1 protein-coding gene is annotated in these 21,763 nt (G+C 66.2%); it reads right to left on the bottom strand.

What is annotated here, in order from left to right; all coding sequences use genetic code 11:
* Positions 1–7 precede the first annotated feature (7 nt).
* The gene (locus R3P93_RS00820) at positions 8–21,757 is read right to left on the bottom strand and encodes a non-ribosomal peptide synthase/polyketide synthase (RefSeq protein ID WP_317532210.1); all 21,750 of its coding nucleotides are present in this window, start codon (positions 21,755–21,757) and stop codon (positions 8–10) included.
* Positions 21,758–21,763 lie beyond the last annotated feature (6 nt).

Raw genomic sequence — 21,763 nt, 5'->3', positions numbered from 1 at the left:
AACGGGTTCAGCCGAACTGTGGCGCGCCGTGTACAGACACACCGACCGGTCGTTCGGCCTCCTCCACATCACCGTCCACGATCACCAGAGCCACCAGGTCCTCGAGATCGTCCGACTCCAATTCCGCGACCGCCGTGGCTTCCGCCGCAGTCACGAACACGTGCGTCATCCACTCGGCGACGACGAGATCGGCAGAGTCCTCGGGTGATTCGGCCCGATCGACCACCAGCACCGCACCGACCGAAGCAGCCAACACACCGGCGAACCACGCTGACGGAGAGGTGATCGCTGTGGGTACGCCCAGTCGCGACTCGTAGTCGATTCCGTAGTCCCCGACCGCCCGAACGGCCGTGGCAGCAAGGGCACCATGGCTCACCGTAGCGCCGGTCGACACATCCACCACCAGAGCCGGGCTGTCTGCGGAGAGTACGGCCACGCGGTCGGTGTACGTGATCGGACGAGCCGATCGGCCGGTCACCGAGCCGGCGGTCGCCTCGTCACCGAGATCGACGATCGTGGAGATTCGATCCCAATCCTGCGCCTGACCGGTGTCGATGACGACTGCGCTCGCGCCCACCCTGACGGCACTGTCGATGTCGTCCACCAGGGCCAGAGCGCCGCCCGCCTTGACCACCGCCCACCGGGCAACGACAGCTTCGACTGCGTCGTCGACGACGACGGCAACCGTGACGTCGGGACCTACGTTGCGATCGATCAGTTCACGGGCCAGGCGTGACGAACGTCGGTCGAGCTCGAGGTACGTGGTTTCCTCACCTGCCGAGGACAACGCCGGGGCCTCCGGATCCGCTTCCACGGTCGCAGCGAGCAATTGTGGCAACGTGCGCCCCGCCACCGCGCCCACGGCGTCGCCGACCGGTGTCGGGGATGCTGTCAACGCTGCCCGCTCGTCGTCACCGAGATCGTTGATCGCACCGACCTTGATTCCCGGAGCCGCCGCGACGGCGTCGGCGATCCTGACGAAACGATCGACCATTGCCGATACGGTCGTCTCGTCGAACAGGTCTGCGGCGTAGGCGAACTCGACCGCGAGGTCTGGTTCGCCCTCGATACCGGCCGCGGGCCTGGTCTGCACCGTCACCTGGAGATCGAACTTGGCGGTCGGCTCGAATCCCTCGACGGGCTCGACGGTCAGAGCAGGCAGCTCGAAGCGAGCCTCGCCCAGTGGTTCGACCGACAGCACGGTCTGGAACAGCGGGCTGATTCCGGGGGTTCGGTCCTGCCCGATGACGTCGACGACGTGCTCGAACGGTACGTCCGCGTTGCCGAATGCCCGCAGGTCGCTTTCCCGAATGCTGCGTACGAGATCCTCGAACGTCGCGTCAGGATCGACGCTGGTACGAAGCGCCAGCGTGTTGACGAACATTCCGACGATGTCGTCGAGTTGTTCGTCTCCCCTACCGGCAATCGGAGTTCCGACGGCGAAATCCCGTGCACCGCTGGTTCTCGCCAGCAATACCGCGAGGACGCTGTGCAACACCATGAACAGAGTCGCGTTGTTCGACCGTGCGATGTCGACGAACGCCTCGTGGGTCTGCGCGTCGAGATGTACGCGGACACTTCCGCCGTGCAGCGAGGGCTCTGCCGGTCTCGGCCGATCCCACGGCAGGGCGATGACCGGGGTGATACCGCTCAGCTCGGTGCGCCAGAAATCGACCTGCCGATTCGCTGCGGAACCCGGATCGTTCGTCGAACCCAGCACCTCGCGCTGCCACAGCGTGTAGTCGGCGTACTGGATCGGCAGCGGTGCAACCGAAGGAACCGTACCGGCTGTCGCGGCGAGGTAGGCGGTCATCACATCGCGAGCCAGCGGTGCCATCGACGCTCCGTCGCCGCTGATGTGGTGCATCACGATGACGAACACGTACTGCATGTCGCCGTCGTCCGTTCCGGCAAGTCGGAACAGTGCCCCACGCACCGGAGGCGCGGCGGTGACATCGAAGCCGTCGTACACCAGTCGACGCACCCGATCGGCGATGTCGGCTTCGCCCGTGGCGTCGATCGGATCGAGGTCGAGAGTGGTGGCCCGGGCATCCAGGACCTCCTGGAAAGCAGTGCCGTGGGCATCCTCGGGATAGCGGGTTCGCAACGTCTCGTGCCGCTCGATCGCCCACGTCGCGGCCGCCTGCAGTGCGGCCACGTCCAAATCACCGGTGAGCCGCAGCGCGAGCGGCATGTTGTACGCGCCCGACCCGGGGTCGAGTCGATTCAGTACCCACATCCGCTGCTGCGCGAGCGAAAGCGGTACCCGCTCGTCGCCCGTCCTGGGTCGAAGCGGCACGCGATGCACCGTTCCCTGGAGGTCCGTGCGCGCTGCGAGCGCTGCGACCGTCGAGTTCTCGAACAGCTCGCGCACACCCACCTGCTTGCCCAGAGCAGCGGTGATGCGAGCCGCTGCACGGGTGGCCGCCAGCGAATTTCCGCCCAGCGCGAAGAAATCGTCGTCCGATCCCACCCGATCGATACCGAGCACGTCGGTGAACACGTCGGCGATGGCGATCTCGGTCGCGGTCACCGGTGCACGGAACTCGCGGGCTTCGAACACCGGCTCCGGCAATGCTTTTCGATCGAGCTTGCCGCTGGCGTTCAGCGGGAACTCGGCGAGCACCATGATCTGGGTCGGCACCATGTAGCCGGGGAGTCGGCTGCCTGCGAACGAGGTCAGCTCGCTCACGTCCACCGACGCACCGGTACGAGGAACGACGTAGCCGACCAGGATTTCGCCCGACGCCGTCGACGTCACCAGTACGGTCGATCGGTCGACGTCGGGGTACGCCGTCAACGCCGCCTCGATCTCGCCGAGCTCGATGCGCAGGCCGCGCAGTTTCACCTGGAAGTCGGTGCGGCCGATGTACTCGAGCTCGCCGTCGACGTTCCACCGGACCAGGTCGCCGGTCCGGTACATCCGAGTACCCGGTGCACCGTACGGATCGGCAACGAACCGGTCTGCGGTCAGATCCACTCGCCCGAGGTAGCCGCGGGCCAGCTGGACTCCCGCGAGGTAGAGCTCACCCGCGACGCCGACCGGCACCGGTCGCAGCCGCGCGTCGAGCACGGTCACTCGGGTGTTGGCCACCGGCACACCGATCGGAACGCCGGCAACGTCGGCGGCGGTGACGCGGTGGTAGGTCACGTCCACCGCAGCCTCGGTGGGGCCGTACAGGTTGTGCAGGTCCGTGTTCGGCAGTGCCGTACCGATTGCCGAGGCGACCGATACCGGCAGCGCCTCACCCGACGCGAACAGCATGCGCAGGCTCGAACACTGCGAGACTCCGTCCGCTGCCGCGAACACGGCCAACATCGACGGCACGAAGTGTGCGACGGTGACCGACCGCTCGGTGACGATCTCGACCAGATAGGCCGGGTCGCGATGCCCGTCCGGTTTCGCTATCGCCAATTCGGCACCGATGTGCAACGGCCAGAACAGCTCCCACACCGACACGTCGAACGTCACCGGAGTCTTCTGCAACACCACATCGTCGACGGTCAGACCGTACTCGTCCTGCATCCACACGAGCCGGTTGACGATGGCGGCGTGAGTCACGGCAACACCCTTGGGCTTACCCGTGGAACCCGAGGTGAAGATGACGTACGCGACGTCGTCGGAGAGCAGCGCGGCGCGGCGCTCGTCGGCGCGAACCGCATCGGTGGCGAATCCGGTGAGATCGACGGAATCGACCTCGATTCGCGGTGCGGCGGGCGAGACCGAGTCCACGGCAAACGAATCCGCCTCCGTCGTGAGAATCGCAACGGGATCGGCCGTCGCCAGGATGTACTCGACGCGCTCGGCCGGCTGGTCGGGATCGATAGGAACGTACGCCCCGCCCGCGGTCAGCACCGCGTAGACACCGACGAGCATGTCCACCGATCTACGCATGGCGATGGCGACCATCGTTTCCGGGCCGACGCCCTCGCGGATCAGCAGTCGCGCAAGCGCGTTCACTCGACCCGCGAATTGCGCGTACGTCACTCGATCATCCTCGAAGGAGACCGCGATCCGGTCCGGGGACTGCGCCACCCGATCCTCGAACATCGACACGAGCGTTGCCGCGGACTCGATCTCGCGGGCAGTGTCGTTCCACTCGTCGAGTATCTGGGTGCGCTCCGCGGCGTCGAGCAGGTCGATGTCGAGAACCCGACGCGTGGGGTCCGCCGCGAACGTAGCGAGAAGCGAGACGATGCGCGCCAGGATCGACTCGACCGCACGGGTGTCGAACAGGTCGCTGATGTACTTCGCCGTCAGCGTCACTTCCTCGTTCGCCACCACCAGCAGGGTCAGCGGGTAGTGGGTGTTGTCGTTGGAGCCGACACCCTCGACGGTCATGCCGTCGATCGATGCTGCCTGCTGTGCCAACTCGGCCTCGTTCACCGGGTACGACTCGAACACCGTCAGCGTGTCGAACAGGTTGCCCAGCCCAGCATCCCGCTGGATGTCCGCCAATCCCACGTGGTGGTGATCGAGCAGATCGGCCTGCTCACCCTGGAGTCGCGTGAGGTACTGCTCCACAGTGTCGTGTGCGTCGAGGCTAACTCGTACCGGAATGGTGTTGATGAACAAGCCGATCATCGACTCGACTCCGGGCAGGTCCGCGGGCCGACCCGACACCGTGGCCCCGAACACCACGTCGTCGCGGCCCGTCATCTGAGCCAGCAGCATTCCGTATGCGGCCTGTACCAACGTGTTCACGGTGACGCCGAGGCGTCCACCGAGCGTTGTCAACGCTGCGGTGGCCTCCGCGTCGATCCGTACCTCGGTCTCCGCCGATCGGGTGGAGATCTCGCGGCCCAGCGTCGGCGGTGTCAGTAGTGTCGGCTCGTCGACGCCATCGAGCGAACGGGCCCACGCCTGCCGGGAGATCTCCGGGTCGCGCTGACCGAGCCACTGCAGGAACGAGCGATACGAGCGCGGACGCGGCATCGACGACGTGTCACTGCGGACGGCATAGAGGTAGAGCAGCTCCTTCATCACCAGCGGCAGCGACCATCCGTCCAGCAGCACGTGGTGGTTGGTCATTGCCAGTCGGTACGTCGTGGGTCCGAGGCGAATCAGCAAGAACCGCAACAACGGGGCAGTGGTGATGTCGAAATGCTCCCGCTGCTCCCCGTCCAGCGCAGCCGCGACCGCGGCCGCGCGTGCGTCGTCCTCGACATCGCTGAGATCGACAGTGCGCCAGGGTAACCGCACACCCTGCTGAACTATCTGCACACTCTCGCCGTCTGCGGTCACCGCGAACACTGCGCGCAGGTTCTCGTACCGATCCAGTAGGGCCTGCGCGGCATCGCGCAGACGCTCCTGATCGACGTCGCCTGCCAGGTCCAGCACGACCTGCATCGTGTAGACGTCCAGCGACGTGTCGGCGAACAGGGCATGGAACAGCAGGCCCTGCTGCAACGGTGCCAGCGACCACACATCGGTCAGTGCCGGATAGCGCTGCTCGAAACCGAGAATGTCGGCCTGATTCACGCGCGCCAACGGAAGGTCCGACGGAGTGAGACCACCGGCACCGGGGGTACGTGCGTGGGCCGCGAGCGAGTCGAGCAGCCCCGACCACAGTTGTGCCAGACGCGCCACGGTCGCCTCGGAGATCGCGCCCCGCGGGAACGCCAGCGAAGCACTCAGGGCGCTTCCGTCGTCGGTGTCGACCACGATGGCGTTGATATCGATCGTCTTGTTCGCGGCCATGTCCGGATCACCGGCTGCAGACAAACCTGCGGTGTCCTCGGCAGGCAACCAGCCGAGAGACTTCATGTCCTCCGGTACATCCCCGGTACCGACCCGACCGAGATAGTTGAAGCTGATCTGCCCGGTGGACAGCGGCGCCAGCTCCGTCTCGCTCGTCGGATCGAGGTAGCGCAGTAGCCCCCATCCCATTCCACGGTCGGGCAACGCCAGCATCTGCTCCTTGACGGCCTTCACGGCGTCACCGAGGGCAGAACCGCCGCCGAGAGCGTCGTCGACGTCGATTCCGGTCAGGTCGAGCCGAACAGGGAAGAGGCTGGTGAACCAGCCCACGGTCCGACCGAGATCTGCTCCGGGGACCACGGCCTCCTCGCGGCCGTGACCTTCGAGCTGAAGCAGCGTCGCGGGGGCATCGATTCCCTGTTCCTTGCGCAGCGTGGTGACTGCCAGCGCGAGTGCGGCGAGCAGTCCGTCCGCGACTCCGCCGTGGTAGATCTCGGGAACCGTGGTCAGCAACGTGCGCGTCGCATCCGACGACAGGGACATCTCGACTCGCTCGAGGGTGTCCACCACGTCGACGGTCGGCTCGAAGGCCCGCTCCCCCAGGATCGGGTCCGGGGTCCGGGCGATGCTGCGCCACTCCGGCAACTCGTGCGTGCGGCGCACCGCTTCCTCCACGAGTGCGTGTGTCCATCGCCGCATCGAAGTACCGACGTCCGGCAGCACCGGGGTGGCACCGCCGCCGATCTGCGCCCACGCGGACACGAAGTCCGGCACCAGGATTCGCCACGACACACCGTCGACGACGAGGTGATGCGCGACGACCGTCAGTGTGTTCGGTGCGCTGTCGACCCACACGAACGCGAGCATGCGCCCGTTCTCCGGATCGAGCGATCCGACCGCCGCATCCACCGCGGCGGTTCCACCGTCCGCCGCCGAGGTCGTCAGCAGCTCGTCGACGTCCACCGAACCGGGCTCGCCGACCTCGAGGCCCCAGCCACGATCGTCGTGCACGAGGGTCGACCGAAGAATGTCGTGATGATCGACGACAGCAGTGAGTGTGGCAACGACACCGTCGCGGTCGATCCCTTCCGGAAGCTCGAGTGTGAGCGCCTGATGGAAGCGACGGTACCCACCGCCGCGCTGCAGTAGTGCTGCACCGAACGGTGGCAGCGGGAGCCAGCCGACTCCACCGCCGTCGAGTTCCTCGAGCACGGCCGCGTCACTGCCCTCACCGATGACAGCCACCTCGGCCAGCCCGGCAACGGTCTTGCGCTCGAACACATCTCGTGGGCCGAACTGAATTCCCCTGGCCTTGGCACGAGAGACGAGCTGAATCGAGACGATGCTGTCGCCGCCGAGCGCGAAGAACGAATCGTCGACCCCGACGGTGTCGAGGCCGAGGACGTCTGCGAAGACCTCGGCAATGACACGTTCGGTGTCGGTTGTCGCCGTACGGAATTCGGCATCGCTGCCGAATTCCGGTTCGGGTAGTGCTCTGCGGTCCAGCTTGCCGTTCGGCCCGAGTGGGAGGGCATCGAGCACGATGAGCCCGGTCGGCACCATGTATTCCGGAACCAGGGTGGCAACCGAGGTGGTGACCGCTGCAGTGTCGATCGTCTCCCCGGCGACAGGAACGACGTACCCGACCAGTAGTTCACCTGCCGACGGCGTCCTGCGCACGAGAACCACGGCTTGGTCGACCGACGGATCTCCGGTCAACGCGGCTTCGATTTCGCCGAGCTCGATCCGCAAGCCTCGGAGTTTGACCTGGAAGTCGGTGCGGCCGAGGTACTCGAGCTCGCCGTCTGCGTTCCAGCGAACCAGGTCTCCGGTGCGATACATCCGCGAGCCGGCACTGCCGTGCGGGTCGGCTACGAACCGGTCGGCGGTGAGGTCCGGGCGGCCGAGGTATCCGCGGGCCAGTTGCCGCCCGGCGAGATACAGCTCCCCGGGTACTCCGACCGGGACCGGGTGCAGGCGTGCATCGAGCACGGTGACTCGGGTGTTCCAGACCGGAGCACCGATGGGGACCGACGCGACGTCGGCCGGCACCACGCGGTGGTAGGTGACGTCGACTGCAGCTTCGGTCGGCCCGTACAGGTTGTGCAGTTCGGTGGCGGGCAGTGCCGCGCGCAGCGCCGAGGCAACCGATGCAGGCAGTGCCTCACCCGAGGCGAAGACCGCACGCAGGCCGATGCAGTCGGAGACACCGTCGGCAGCAGCGAACACGGCCAACAGCGACGGGACGAAGTGCGCGACCGTGATGCCGCGTTCGGCGACGGTGCTCACCAGGTATGCCGGATCTCGGTGGCCGTCGGGCACCGCGATGACGAGTTCGGCACCGATCTGCAACGGCCAGAACAGTTCCCAGACCGATACGTCGAACGTGACCGGCGTCTTCTGCAACACCTTGTCCTGCTCGGTGAGACGGTATTCGTCCTGCATCCACAGCAGACGGTTGACGATGGCCTCGTGGCTGACCGCAACGCCTTTGGGGCGACCGGTGGAGCCGGAGGTGAAGATGACGTACGCGGTGTCCGCCGGTCGCAGCGGCGCGGTTCGCTCGGCATCGGTCACCGGTGCCGTGGACAGACCTGTCGTGTCGACGGTGTCGACCAGAATCCTGGCGGCGTCGGTCACGAGAGATGTGCCGTCGTGCTCGGTCGTGAGCAGTACCACCGGTGCCGCCGTGTCCAGGATGTAGCCGATTCGTTCGGCCGGAAGATCCGGGTCTACCGGGACGTAGGCACCACCGGCGGCGAGCACGGCGTAGATACCCGTGAGCATGTCGATCGAGCGGCGCATGGCCGTTGCCACCACGGTTTCCGGGCCGACCCCCTCGGCGATGAGCAGGCGCGCGAGCGCATTGACCCGCTCGGAGAATTCGCGGTAGGTCACTCGGTCGTCGGCGAAGCTCGTGGCGATGTTGTCCGGAGACGCCGCAACTCGGGCCTCGAACAGCGACACCAGAGTTGCGCCGGGATCCACCTCGTGCGCGGTGGCGTTCCATTCCTCGAGGACGCGGGTGCGTTCGCCCTCCTCGAGGATGTCGATGTCGCCGACGACTGCGTCCGGTGCATCGGTGAGCGCGTGCAGAACCCGGACGAGCCGGCGCCCGAGAGACGCCATGCTGGACTCGTCGAAAAGATCGGTGGCGTAGTCGAATTGGACGTCGATGCCGGCTGGAGCGCCGGATCGGTCGACGTTCTCCCACAGCGTCACCTGCAGGTCGAACTTTGCGAAGGCGCTGCCGAGATCGATTCCCTCGACGCTCAGCCCGGGCAGGGCCAACGTCTGACGGTTCAGGTTCTGGAACGTCAACATGACCTGGAAAATCGGGTGCCGAGCCTGAGAGCGGTCCGGGGCCAGCTCGTCGACCAGCCGCTCGAACGGCATGTCGGCGTGCCCGAAGGCACCAAGGTCGGCGTCACGAACCGCGGCGAGTTGCTCGCGCAACGTTGCCGCGGGGTTCATCGCGGTACGGAGGGCGAGCGTGTTGACGAACATGCCGACGAGCTCGTCCAGATCTGCGTCACCGCGGCCGGCGACCGGGGTTCCGATCGTCACGTCGTCGGTTCCCGCCATCGCGCCGAGGAGCACCGCGAGCGCGGTGTGCACCACCATGAAGTTCGTGGCGTTTCCGGCCCGGGCGGCCCGAGCGATGTTCGACTGCAGGGTCGAGTCGATCGAGAAGTTGTATGCCGCACCGCGATACGACGCCACCGCCGGGCGCGGCCGGTCGGTCGCGAGATCGAGCTGCGCCGGGGCACCGGCAAGAGCCGACGTCCAGTAGGCGAGCTGGTTCGCCAACGGCGAATCGGGGTCGTCCTCGGAACCGAGTACCTCGCGTTGCCAGAGCGAGTAGTCCGCGTACTGCACCGGAAGTGGAGCCCACTGGGGGCTCTCCCCCGCGGCACGGGCGGTGTAGGCCACCATGACGTCGCGCGTCAGGGGTCCCATCGAGAACCCGTCCGCGGCGATGTGGTGGGCGACGAATGCCAATACGTGCTCGGTCTCGCTGACCCGCAGGATCCGGATTCGCACCGGGACCGCTCGGGTCACATCGAATCCAGCGGACACGAAGTCGCGCAGGGACTGCTCGATCGAACTCTCGTCCACGTCGTCGACGACAACCGTCACGCCGGACTCCGCGGTACCGAGCACAACCTGCTGGCCTCGCCCGTCGACCTCCGGGTACACGGTGCGCAGAATTTCGTGCCGCGCCAGCACGTCGTACACGGCGCTGACGAGTGCATCGACATCGACGCTGCCGGACAACCGAATTGCGACCGGGATGTTGTTCACGGCGGACGTCGGATCGAACTGGCTCAGGAACCACATGCGCTGCTGGGCCATCGACAGCGGCACCGAGTCCGGTCGTGTTCGAGCCGTCAGTGCCCGGCGCGCACCGGTACCCACCTCGGACTCGATGGCGCGTGCGAGCGACTGCACCGTCGGAGACTCGAAGATCGAGCGAACCGGCACCTGTGTATCGAGCGCCGCCCCCAGCCGGGAGACCACCTGGGTGGCGATCAACGAGTTACCGCCGAGTGCGAAGAAGTCGTCGTCCAGACCGACCCGCTCCACCGAGAGCACCTCGGCGAAGACCGCCGCGACGGCCTCTTCGACCGGGTTGGTCGGTGCGCGGAACTCGGCTGTCTCGAACTGCGGTTCCGGCAATGCCTGTCGGTCCAGCTTCCCATTCGTGTTGCGGGGCAACGCATCGAGAATCACGAAAGCCGACGGAACCATGTACGACGGCAGCAGGCCGAACAGGGCTGTCCGCAACGTGTCGGCATCCACCGTGGCACCGACTGCGGGCACGACGTAGGCCACGAGTCGTGCGCCCGATCCCGTGTCCGCGAGAGCGATCACGGCGACGTCACGAATCTCGTCGAGCGATCCGAGAGCGGCATCGATGTCGCCGAGTTCGATACGGAAACCGCGAATCTTCACCTGGAAGTCGGTACGGCCGACGTACTCCAGTTCGCCGTCGGCGCGCCAGGACACGAGGTCACCGGTGCGGTACAGGCGGCCACCTGGGGTGAACGGGTCCGCGACGAAACGCTCGGCGCTCAGATCCGGCCGCGCGAAGTACCCATCGGCCAGCTGCGCACCCGCGAGGTAGAGCTCGCCGGCGACGCCGACCGGAACGGGAGCCAGACGCGAGTCCAGCACGTAGACACGGGTATTCCACTCCGGGCCACCGATGGGAACGGTGGTCGCGTCGACGGTCGACACTCGATGCGCGGTCACCGACACCGCTGCCTCGGTCGGTCCGTACAAGTTGTCCAGTCGCGCAGCAGAACTGCGTAGAGCGCGCTCGGCCGTCGCGACCGGCAGCGCCTCGCCGATCGCCAGGATCCGTGTCAGATGCCGGGGTAGGACTCCCGCCGACGCCGTGACCAATGCGTCGAGGACGGACGGCACGGTGTGCAGTGTCGTCACCGATTCCCGGTCCATCAGATCTACGAGATAGGCGGGATCGCGGTGGCCTTCGGCGTCGGCGACCACGATCGCACCACCGGAGGCGGTGGCGACCCAGAACTCCCACACGGACAGATCGAAGGTGGCGGCGGTCTTGAGCAGTACCCGGTCCGTGTTGCCCAGCCCGTAATGGGCGCTCTGCCAGAGCAACTGGTTGACGATGGCGGCGTGACCGACCGCGACGCCCTTGGGGCGGCCGGTGGATCCGGACGTGAAGATGACGTACGCGGTGTTCGCAGGCCGCAGCGGCGAGGTGCGCTCACTGTCTGTGACGGGCGCGTCCGAGACCTCTGCACCCAGCAGTCGAGGATCGGTGTCGACGAGCAGAACCGGAATCGACTCGACGTCGACATCGTCACGCGACGTGCTCAGAACCAGAGCGGGAGCAGCTACCTCGAGAATGTAGGCGTTGCGGTCCGCCGGCTGATCCGGGTCGATGGGTACGTACGCCCCGCCTGCCTTCGCGACGGCGTACATCGCCACGAGCAGATCCACCGAGCGCCTGATCGCCAGGGCAACCGTCACCTGCGGGCCGACGCCGGCACCGATCAGGACTCGAGCCAACCGGTTGATTCGACGATCGAACTCCGCGTACGACAGCGATTCTCCCGCATGGACCACCGCGATGGCGTCGGGCTGCGCCTGCACCTGTCGATCGAACAGCGATACCAGGGTCTGCGACGCATCGACATGATGATCGGTGTCGTTCCACGTGCGCACGATCCGGGTGCGCTCCTCGGGCGAGAGCAGAGCGAGATCGCCGATGACGGCCGAGGGATCCTCGGCCACTGCGGCGAGGAGGCGCACGAACCGGTCGGCGAACGCTTCGATCGTGGTGCGATCGAAAAGGTCGGTGGCGTAACTGAATTCGGCCGACAGTTCCGCAGGCGAGCCGTCCTGGTCGTAGCGATCCGAGATCGACAGTTGCAGATCGGTTTTCGCTGTCACAGCATCCGCCTCGACGGCGCTCACCGTCAGACCCGGCAGCTCGAACGTCGACTCGGCGAGGTTCTGGAAGGACAGGCCCACCTGGAACAGAGGGTTGCGCGCCGTGGACCGCACCGGGTTCAGCACCTCCACGAGACGCTCGAACGGAACGTCGGAGTGCGCGAACGCGGCCAGGTCCCGCTCGCGGGCCTGAGCGAGCAACTGGCGGAAGGTCATCGACGATTCGACGGTCGATCGGAAGACGAGAGTGTTGACGAACATCCCGATCATCGAATCGAGAGCCCGCTCGCCGCGGCCGGCGATGGGCGTTCCGACGGCGATGTCCTCGGAACCGGACAGGCGCGCGAGCAGCACCGCGAATGCCGAGTGCACCACCATGAACAACGATGCCTGCTCGGTACGTCCGAGTTCGGCGAGAGCGGCGTGCGTGCCTGCGTCGACGGTGAACCGCACGGCGTTGCCGCGGAAACTCTGCGCAGGCGGGCGCGGGCGATCGGTAGGCAGTACCAGTTGATCCGGCAGCTCGGCGAGCGCATCTTTCCAGAACGACACCTGCTGCGCTGCAACAGAATCGGGATCCGATTCGGAACCGAGCACGGTTCGCTGCCACAACGCGAAGTCGACGTACTGCACGTCGAGCGGCTCCCAATCCGGCGCCGACCCTGCAGATCTCGCGGTGTACGCGGTCATGACGTCGACGGCCAGCGGGCCCATCGACGCGCCGTCGGCCGACACGTGGTGTACGACGAAGGCCAAGACATGCTCGTTCTCACCGACGCGGAACACACGCGCGTCGACCGGCACCTCGACGGTGACATCGAAGCCGCGTCCGAAGAACTCCGTGACTGCCGCAACGACATTCGTACCGGCCACGTCGCGGACGGCGAGGTCCATCGGCACCTCGGACGCCGGGAGCACCTGCTGGAACGGGCCCTGTGCCGAGTCCGGGTACCGGGTACGAAGAGACTCGTGACGTTCTACGACGTCGCGTACCGCCGACTGCAGCGCAGCGACGTCGAGCTCGCCGGACAACCGCACGGCGAACGGAATGTTGTCCACCGACGACGTCGTGTCGAACTGGTTGAGGAACCAGTACCGCTGCTGCGCCGGCGAGAGCGGCGGGCGCTCGGGACGCGGACCTGCCACGAGTGCAGCTCGACCGCCCGAACCGACAGCGCTCTCCACGTGCGCCACCAGCGCGGCGACGGTCGAGCTCTCGAACAGCGCGCGCACCGGCACGACGGTGTCCAGGGCCGCGCCGAGTCGCGAGACCACCTGGGTGGCGATCAAAGAATTACCGCCGAGGGCGAAGAAGTCGTCGTCCAGTCCCACTCGATCGATGTGCAGGACATCGGCGAACACTCCGGCGACGATCTCTTCGACCGCGGTGGTGGGTGCTCGGAATTCACGGGCCTCGAACACCGGTGCGGGAAGTGCGGCGCGATCCAACTTGCCGACCGGGGTCAGCGGAACGGCGTCGAGCACGATGATCGACGACGGAATCATGTAGGCCGGCAGTGATTTTCCGACGAATGCGGTCAACTCGTCCACGTCGACGACGGAACCGCGCGTCGGCAGCACGTACGACACGAGGGTCGTGACGCCCGACGGCAGTTCGTGACCGAGCGTGACGGCGAAGTCGACCTCGGGAACGGCGGTGAGCGCGGAATCGATCTCGCCGAGCTCGATACGGAAGCCGCGCACCTTGACCTGGAAGTCGGTGCGCCCGACGAACTGCAGCTGCAGGTCGTCGGTCCATCGCACGACGTCGCCGGTGCGGTACATCCGTGCGCCGTCGATGCCGTACGGGTTGGCCACGAAGCGCTCGGAAGACAGACCGGGCCTACCGAGATAGCCGCGAGCGAGCGCACCGCCTGACAGATACAGCTCTCCCGCCACTCCGGACGGCACCGGGCGCAGTCGGTCGTCGAGGATCAGCGCCGACATTCCGTGAATCGGCCGACCCACGGTGATCGGCTCGCCGGGGATCAGGCTCGCGAAGCTTGAGATAATCGTAGTCTCGGTGGGGCCGTATCCGTTGAAGTACTTACGGCCCGGTGCCCACCGCTCTAGCAGCTCCGGTGTCGTCACGTCACCACCGACCGAGAACACCTCGAGAGAATCCATTCCCGCCGGATCCATCGTGCCGAGAACCGCGGGCGTGATGATGGCGTGGGTGACCTTCTCCGCCTTCAGCAATGCGGACAGCTCGGTGCCGCCGAGAATGGATGCAGGCACGACCACCAACGTCGCGCCGACGGAGAACGCCGCCATCCACTCCAGGACCGAAGGGTCGAAGTTGGGCGAGCAGACGTGCAGGAACTTCGAGGCCGGTTTCAGGTGGTACAGGTCGGTTGCTGCGTCGAGTACACCGCCGAGTCCGGCGTGCGTGACGACAACGCCCTTCGGCTTGCCCGTGGAGCCCGAGGTGTAGATGACGTAGGCCGGGTTCTGGAACGTGACGGGTCGCAGGCGGTCGGCGTCGGTGACCGGCTCGGCAGAGCGGGTGCGGACCTCGGCCACGAACTCCTCGTCGTCGACGCTCAGCCAGACCGGATCCTGCTGTCCGCCGGCAAGCCGATCCGCGTGCGCACGGGTGGTCAGGCCGAGTACGGCCTCGGAGTCCGAGAGCATGTGAGCGATGCGATCCTGCGGGTACGTCGGGTCGACGGGTAGGTGCGCAGCCCCGGATTTGGCCACTGCCCAAACCGCGAGCACCATGAAGTAGGAGCGCTGGAATCCCAGAGCCACAACGGATTCGGGTCCGGCCCCGCGCTCGATGAGCACCCGGGCGAGCTGCGAGGACGTCGCGTCTAGTTCGGCGTACGAGATCGAGCGGCCCTCGTAGCGTATCGCGGTCGCCGACGGGTCGAGTGCAGCTCCGGCAGCGAAGATCTCGGCCAGAGTTCCGCCGGCCAGCACCTCGTCTCCGTGTACGTGCGTGAGCCGGTCGTTCTCGTCGTCGTACAGGATCGGGAGATCCCCCACCGGTGCGCTCGGGGTCCGAACCACAGCGGCGAAGAGCCACCGTAGTCGGCGGGAGAACACCTCGATCGTGTTCTCGTCGAACAGGTCTCGCGCGAACAGGAAGCTGGCCGACATGCCGGCACCGTCGGGCTTCTCGTGCAGTGTCAGCGACAGATCAAACTTCGCCGTCTCTATCTCGAAGTCGACGGCGGAGACCTCGAGTCCGGGCAGACGGAAGGAGCTCGGCGGAAGGTTTTCGAAGGCGATCGCAACTTGGAAGAGCGGATGGCGGGCGGTGGATCGCTCGGGATCGAGCAGATCGACCAAGCGCTCGAACGGTATGTCCGCGTGTGCGAACGCGGCGAGATCGACCTCCCGCACGGCGGCGAGCATCTGGTCGAAACCGAGTGCGCGATCGACCTTCGTTCGCAGTACCAGAGTATTGACGAACATTCCGACGACATCGTCGAGCGCAGCGTCGCCGCGGCCCGCTACCGCGGTACCGACCGCAACGTCGTCCGAGTTCGACATGCGAGCGAGGAACACCGCAAAAGCAGTGTGCATCACCATGAACAGGGTCGTTCCCGAGGTACGGGCCATCTCTGCGAGACCCGCATGGACGTCGGCATCGATGTCGAAGGAGAATCGACCACCGGTGTACGACTGAACAGGTGGACGGGGGCGATCGACCGGCAACGACAGCTCGGCGGGCAGGTCCGCCAACGCAGTTCGCCAGTAATCCGCCTGCCGCGAGATCAGACTCGTCGGGTCCGATTCGGCACCGAGAACCGAACGCTGCCACAACGCGAAGTCGATGTACTGCACGGGTAACGGTGACCACTGCGGAGCGTCGCCGCCTGCTCGGGCCACGTATGCGGTCATCACGTCGCGAGTCAACGGTCCCATCGACCAACCGTCGGCGCTGATGTGGTGGACGACGACCACGAGAACGTACTGCTGCGCAGAGGCTTCGAGCAGTCGAGCGCGCAACGGGACCGAGGCCGTCACATCGAATCCTGCGGAGACGAACGCGGTGACGTCCTCGAGAATCGTTCCCGCCGAGGAGGGGACCGGAGTCAGATCGGGCAGCGCCGAACTAACGGGCAGCACAACCTGGTAGCCGGACCCGTCCTGGTTCGGATACACGGTACGCAGGGATTCGTGGCGGTCGAGCAAGTCGGCCACGGCTGCCCGGAGTGCGTCGACATCGAGTTCGCCTGACAGCCTGATGGCCACTGGGATGTTGTTGACGGCAGATTCCGGCTCGAAGCGGTTGAGGAACCACATTCGTTGCTGCGCAAGCGAAAGCGGGATGCTCTCCGGTCGTTCCTGTGGCACCAGCGGGGCGCTCCCGCCATGACCGACATGGCTTTCCATGCGCGCGGCTAAGGCACCCACGGTGCTCGCCTCGAAAAGCATCCGTACCGCAACGGTGGTTCCCAACTCCGTCCCGAGCCGCGACGCCACCTGGGTCGCCACCAATGAGTTGCCACCGAGCGCGAAGAAGTCGTCGTCCACACCGACGCGGTCGACACCCAGAACGTCACCGAACACTGCGGCGACGATCTCCTCCACCGGGTTCGACGGGGCGCGGTACTCGGTTTCCTCGACTGTGACGTCCGGCAATGCTTTTCGATCGAGCTTGCCACTGGAGCCGATCGGCAGTCGATCGAGCACCACAATCGTGCGCGGCACCATGTACGTCGCCAGACGCTCACCCAGCGCTTCACGGAGAGCCTCGGTGTCGACGGTCCCACTCTCGGTATCGCTGTCCACGACGATGTAGGCGACCAATTGCTCGCGGCGCACCACCGTCACTGCCTGGCGAACCGATGGTAGTTCGGTCAGTGCCGATTCGATCTCACCGAGCTCGATGCGAAGACCGCGCAATTTGACCTGGAAATCGGACCGACCGACATACTCGATCTCACCGTCGGGCGTCCATTTCACGACGTCACCGGTTCGATACATGCGCACGCCGCTCCCCCGCGACGGATCGGCGACGAAGGGGTTGGCGACGAACCGCTCCGCGGTCAGGTCGGGCCGTTCGACGTACGCCCGCGCCAGCTGAACACCCGCCAAGTAGAGCTCACCCTCGACACCGACCGGGACCGGCCGGAGCCGCGCATCGAGCACGAACACCGAGGTGTTCCACACGGGCGCACCGATGGGCACCGAGGTGGTGTCGGAGTCGGTCACGGTATGGAAGGTGACCTCGACTGCCGCCTCGGTGGGGCCGTACAGGTTGAGCACGTCGATCTCGGGCAACAACGCCCGCAATTCGTGCGCGGTCGCAGCAGCGAGAGCCTCGCCGGAGGCGAGCACACGGCGCAGCGAACGCGCGGCGACGGGGCGGCGCCGGACCTCCGGTACGAAGACCGACATCATCGACGGCACGAAGTGGGCCGTCGTGATCTGCTCGCGTTCGATCAGATCGAGCATGTACGACGGGTCGCGGTGGCCGTCGGGAGCCGCCAGAACCAGCGTCGCGCCGTTCTGCAGCGCTCCGAACAGCTCACCGACGGAGACGTCGAAGGTGACCGGCGTCTTCTGAACGACAATATCGTCCGGCGTCGACGGGAACCGACCCTGCATCCAGAGCAATCGGTTGCGAATTGCCGAGTGCGAGACGGCAACCCCCTTCGGCCGTCCGGTCGAACCCGACGTGAAGATTACGTACGCGATGTTCGTCTCGCGGAGCGGGGACAGTCGTTCGTCGGGGGTCAGCACATCGGCGGACAGCGCGCTCAGATCGAGAGTATCGATATCGACGGTGGAGAATCCGTCGATGTCCACGTGGTCACGGGTAGTCGAGAGCACACAGACCGGTGCGGCTGTGGATGCGATGTAGCGATTGCGATCGACGGGCTGAGTGGGATCGATCGGAACGTACGCGCCACCCGCTTTCAGGATCGCGTACATGCCGACCATCATCTCCACGCTGCGGTCGATGGCGAGACCGACGGTGCGCTCGGGGCCGACTCCGAGCGAGACCAGATGTCGCGCCAGGCGATTGACTCGCTCGTCGAACTCCCGATACGTCAGATGCTCGGTGTCGTACACCAGGGCAGATGCCTCGGGAGTGGCGGCAACCTGCGCCTCGAACAACTGCACCAGGGTAGAGCCCGTCGGGACCTCGTGGGCCGTCGAGTTCCAGGACGTCACCACCCGGTCCAATTCGCCGGCATCGAGGATGTCGACGTTTCCGATCGGGGCCGCCGGGGTCTGCACCATCGCCGAGAGCACCCGGAGGAACCGCCGACCGAATTCGGCCATCGTGGTTTCGTCGAAGAGGTCGGCGGCGTAGGTCAGCGCAACGGTCAAACCCGAGGGATCGCTCTCTGCGGCAATCGAATTCCACAAAGTAACCTGTAGGTCGAACTTTGCCAGATCGGCCTCGTAGTCGAGTGCGGCAACGCGAAGACCCGGGATCTCCACGGAGGTCTGGTCGAGGTTCTGGAACGTGAGCATCACCTGGAAGAGTGGATGCCTGGCCTGGGACCGCGTCGGAGCCAACGCGTCGACCAACTTCTCGAACGGCACGTCCGCGTGCGAGAACGCCGCTAGGTCGACGCCCCTCACCTCGCGCAGGAAGTCTTCGATTGTCGCGTCCGGTTCGACGGCGGTGCGCAGAACCAGGGTGTTGACGAACATACCGATGACGTCGTCGAGGACTGCGTCACCACGTCCGGCGACCGGTGTACCGATCGAGATGTCCTCGCTGGAAGACAGTTTGGCGAGAAGAATGGCCAGAGCAGCATGCACGACCATGAAGGTCGTCGCACCGTGGGCGCGGCCGAGCTTCTCGGTCGCGAGGACCAGGTCGGCGTCGATCTCGAACTTGTACGTTCCGCCTCGGGTCGTGGCGACGGCAGGACGGGGCCGGTCGGTGGGTAGTTCGAGTTGATCGGGTGCTCCGCCGAGGCGTCCGCGCCAATAATCCTGCTGAGCGGAGAGCACCGACTCGGGGTCGTCCTCGCTACCGAGGACGGCTCTCTGCCACAGCGTGAAGTCGGCGTAGTGCACCTCGAGCGGAGTCCACTGTGGTTCCTGCCCGTTGGTGCGGGCAACGTAGGCCCCCACCACGTCTCGGGTCAGCGGGCCCATCGAGAATCCGTCGGCCGCGATGTGGTGTACCACGAACGCGAGCACGTGCTCGGTCTCGGACGTCTCGAGAAGCACTGCGCGGAACGGTAGCTGTATCGCCAGATCGAAGGGCCTGAGTGCGAACTCGAGCAGCACGGCGGGGACGTCGGCACCGGCTGCCGTCGCTCGCTCCAATTCCACTGTCACCGAATCCGATTCGAGCACCCGCTGGAAGCCGATACCGTCGTGGTCGGGGTAGACCGTCCGTAGCGACTCGTGCCGATCCAATACGTCGACCAAGGCCGACTGCAGGGCCGTGAAGTCGAGTACTCCACTCAACGCGATGGCGACCGGGATGTTGTTGACAGCCGAGTCCGGCTCGAATCGGTTGAGGAACCACATCCGTTGTTGGGCAAGCGACAGCGGCACACGTTCGGGCCGCTGCTGCGCAACCAACGCCGGTCGCGCGTGCGTCGAGCCTGCGGCGTCGACTGTCGCGGCGAGTTCGGCGACGGTCGGTGCGTCGAAGAACGACCGCACATCCACCGCAGTGCCCAGCTCGGCGTTGACCCGCGCGATCACGCGGGTGGCGTTGAGCGAGTTGCCGCCGAGTGCGAAGAAGTCGTCGTCGACGCCGATACGGTCGATGCCGAGCACGGTCTCGAAGATCGCGACCAATGCCGACTCGGTCTCCGTGCTCGGTGCGCGGTACTCCCGCGCCAGGGACGCGAAATCGGGAGCGGGCAACGCTTTTCGGTCGAGCTTTCCGCTGGCGTTCAGCGGAAACTCGTCCAGGACGACGAACACCGACGGCACCATGTACTCGGGCATGCGGCGTCTCACCGCGTCCGCGAGGCCGTCGTGGTCCAGATCGGGATCGGTACTGACGACGTAGCCGACGAGCTGTTGTTCCGACTGCTCCGACGAATGAAGCAGTACAGCCGCCTGGGTCACCTCAGGCTCGGCGAGCAGGGCCGATTCGATTTCGCCCAGCTCGATACGCAGGCCGCGCAGCTTGACCTGGAAGTCGGTGCGCCCGATGTATTCGATGAGGCCGTCGCCGCGTCGACGCACCAGGTCGCCGGTGCGGTACATGCGGTCACCCGGCTCACCGAACGGGTCGGCCACGAACCGATCGGCTGTCAGGTCGGTGCGTCCGAGGTATCCGCGAGCGAGCTGCACGCCCGCCAGATAGAGCTCGCCCTCGACTCCACGGGGCGATCGCCGCAGTCCTTCGTCGAGCACGTACAGATCGGTGTCGTCGACGGCAGCGCCGATGGGAACCGAAGCTTCTTCCACCTGCTGGGTTCGGTAGTACGTGACGTCGACGGCCGCTTCGGTGGGACCGTACAGGTTGTGGAGTTCCGCGTTCGAGATCTCGTGGAACGCGTTGACGGTGCGCGCCGGGAGAGCCTCGCCGGAGGCGAACACCATCCGAAGCGAATCGGCCTGCGCAGCAGTGGGTTCGGCGACGTACACCGAGAGCATGGAGGGCACGAAGTGCGTCACGCTCACGCCGCGCTCGCCGATGACGCGGGCGAGGTAGGCGGGGTCGCGGTGACCCTCGGGCTCGGCGATCACGAGCGTGGCACCGATCTGCAACGGCCAGAAGAACTCCCACACCGATACGTCGAACGTGAACGGAGTCTTCTGCAACACGACGTCGGCAGCACTCATCGAGTACTCCCGCTGACGCCAGGAGATGTTGGCGACGATGGCCCGGTGGCTCACCGCCACACCCTTCGGACGTCCCGTCGAACCGGAGGTGAAGATGACGTAGGCGAGATCGTCCTCGGTCAGGGCGGAGAGCCGATCCGCATCGGTGATCCGTCCTCCCGGCACATCGGTCAGGTCGAGCTCGTCGACGAGAACGGTGGCGGTGCCCTCGGGCAACTGCGGTAGGTCGTTCGTGGTCGTCAGGACCAGGACAGGTGTCGCGATGTCGAGAACGTAGCCGAGTCGGTCGACCGGATGATCCGGGTCCAACGGCACGTAGGCTCCGCCTGCTGCCGAGATGGCATACATACCCACCAGCAGATCGAACGATCGGCGGATCGACAGTCCCACCGCTGAATCGGGGCCGACTCCCCGTGCGATCAGTACGCGGGCGAGACGCTCCACCGAGGCGGCGAACTCGGCGTAGGTTCGGGTGTCGTCGCCGAAGACGAGGGCAGGTGCGTCCGGGGTGCGCTCGGCCTGGTCGGCGAACAGCGCGTACAGCATGGCGGCTTCGGGATGGGCGGAGTTCGACGTCGACTCGTCGCCGCCGAGAACCGACACGGCATCCGCGACCACGGTGGATACGACCGCGTCCAGTCCACCCTCGGTGGCCTCGATGAGGCCCGCAAGCGTGTTGGACAGCACGACCGGGACCAGCGCGTCGGGGCCGAGGACGCCCCCCATGGCCGCATCGAGGGTGGTGATCTCCTCGTCCAGGCGGGCGTAGGTCAGTTCCGTACCGAGGTGCGTGAGAGCTACGCGGTCCGGTTCGACCGCTGCGACCCTCCGAACCAAGCGCGGAAGGTCCTCGACCGTCAGAGCTGCATCGCTTCGACGTCCTACCGCCATCTACCT

Source organism: Rhodococcus cerastii (assembly GCF_033042195.1).
In the GTDB taxonomy this organism is placed as follows: Bacteria; Actinomycetota; Actinomycetes; order Mycobacteriales; family Mycobacteriaceae; genus Rhodococcoides.
The sequence above is the reverse complement of the archived record's forward strand: the minus strand, read 5'-3'. Positions and strand labels throughout refer to the sequence as shown.

Excerpts from the sequence above, each read along its gene's own strand:
- R3P93_RS00820 (WP_317532210.1), bottom strand. The coding sequence starts at position 21,757 with ATGGCGGTAGGACGTCGAAGCGATGCAGCTCTGACGGTCGAGGACCTT.